We start from the raw sequence: 1780 nt of genomic DNA on the forward strand, positions 1-1780 counted from the left end.
GGCGGGGGTCTTGTCGAGCTGGCGGACGGCGTAGGCGACCCGGTCGATCCGGGCCTGCCCCGCCACTGCTGCTGCGGTGAGGTGGGTGAACTTGCGGGAGAGGCGGGCGATGGCGGCGACCTGCCCTGCGGTGTCGAAGGTGAAGGCGAACTCGGCCAGGAGCAGGTCGCGGAGTGCGGAGAAGCCGAACTGGTCGCGGTGGAGGTGCTGGTCGTGCATCGCGATCACTGCCGCGAGCACCTGGGCGTGGTGTGCGTTGATCGCGGCAGCAGCGCCATCGAGGGTGGAGCGGATCTCGGCTGCCCGGGTGCGGCGGTCGGTCACGCGTGCGGGCGGTGGGGCGTAGCGGGAAGGGGCGGGGGTGGGGGTGGCTTCGGGGGTGTTCATTGGTGTCGCCTCCTTCCGGCCGTCTCGGTTGTTCGTGCTGTTTTCGGTTCTTTGTGCGTGATTCAATGATGACATGGTGTAGTGGTGGTGTCATCACTCGAACGAGTGGATATTCCATGAGAGACATTCACGCCGCGGTCGGAAGCTCTTGCGCCGCAATCGGATCGGGCCGGGAGGGCGGCGCCGGGCTCTGATCGTTCGGACCGTTCGCTATCGCCGCCTTCAGTAACCGCAACGACGGCGGCGCCCGAACGCGCCCGAACCGGACTCCCACCCCTTGTCGCCGCCTTCAGTAACCGCAATTACGGCGGCGCCCGGACACGCCGCGCGCCCGAAGGCGATTCCACCCCTTGTCGCTGCCAGGGGTAACCGCAACCAGCGCGGCCCGAGACACGGCCGCGGGCTTAACGCTCGCGCACGCCTGGTTTCTGAGGATTGCGCATTTGTGGGTTCGGTTGGGGTTAGCGTGTCACTTGTAGGTGTTATCGCAGGTGAAACGAGGTGTTTGCGATGCTCGAACTGCTCGCCAAGAACTGGGCGTGGGTGTTGGTGCGGGGCATCTTCACGATCGTCTTCGGCGCGATGGCGATCTTCTGGCCCGACATCACGATTCTGGCGCTGGTGATCCTGTTCGGCGCTTATGCGATCGTGGACGGGTTCACCGCGATCATCATGGGCGCGCGGCGTGCGTCGGGGCGCGGGTTCCTCATCTTCATGGGGGTGCTCGGGGTGATCGCGGGGCTCATCGCGCTGTTCTGGCCAGGCATCACGGCCGTGGCGCTGCTGTATGTGATCGCGTTCTGGGCGATCGTCACCGGCGTGGCCGCGATCGTCTCGGGGTTCGGGCTCGGGGACTCGGGCGGGCGGTGGCTGTTCGTCCTCTCGGGACTCGCAGGGGTCCTGCTGGGCATCCTGCTGCTGATCAAGCCGGGGAAGGGCGCGGTGGCGCTCGTGGTCACCATCGGGTTCCTCGCGATCATCTGGGGCGTCATCACGGTGGTCACCAGCGTGCGGCTCCGGCGGCTCGCCAAGGAGCTTGACGCGCGCAACGGCATCCAGGATATTTAGGTACATAAATATCTTGCTTCGGGGCGCGCGGTTGGGAGGCGCCCCGGACACCCCTGCCGATCGGAGCACCATGAACCGACGACCCAACCTCCTGCGCACCGCACTCGCGATCGTCGCCGGCGTCCTCTTCGCACTCGCCGCCGCCGGACCGGCCGCTGCGGCGCCGGTCCCCTTCACCACCGGCGACACCGGCGAGAACCTCTGCACCGTCTACTCGACGACCGGCGAGGCCGACTGGCCCGACATCGTCATCCAGCCCGAAGTCGACATCGTCGGCACCGCCTCCACCACGATCCTCGACGACCGGCCCTGCCTGGGCGTCGAG

3 protein-coding genes are annotated in these 1780 nt (G+C 67.3%); 2 read left to right on the forward strand and 1 reads right to left on the reverse strand.

What is annotated here, in order from left to right; genetic code table 11:
* Positions 1 to 387 (reverse strand): hypothetical protein (locus tag E9998_RS25285; protein WP_158299773.1); only part of this gene is annotated, 387 nt, incomplete at its 3' end.
* Between the two features lie 510 nt (positions 388 to 897).
* Between E9998_RS25285 and E9998_RS10505 the strand changes: the two genes are divergently transcribed.
* The gene (locus E9998_RS10505) at positions 898 to 1455 is read left to right on the forward strand and encodes an HdeD family acid-resistance protein (protein ID WP_136529649.1); all 558 of its coding nucleotides are present in this window, start codon (positions 898 to 900) and stop codon (positions 1453 to 1455) included.
* 70 nt (positions 1456 to 1525) lie between these two features.
* On the forward strand, positions 1526 to 1780 hold a 255-nt coding region (locus tag E9998_RS10510; RefSeq protein ID WP_136529650.1), incomplete at its 3' end, for a hypothetical protein.

It is taken from the genome of Glycomyces paridis (genome assembly GCF_004912155.1).
In the GTDB taxonomy this organism is placed as follows: Bacteria; Actinomycetota; Actinomycetes; order Mycobacteriales; family Micromonosporaceae; genus Glycomyces; species Glycomyces paridis.

What these genes read in the sequence shown, in the direction of transcription:
- E9998_RS10505 (WP_136529649.1), top strand. Translation starts at nt 898, where the DNA reads ATGCTCGAACTGCTCGCCAAGAACTGGGCGTGGGTGTTGGTGCGGGGC.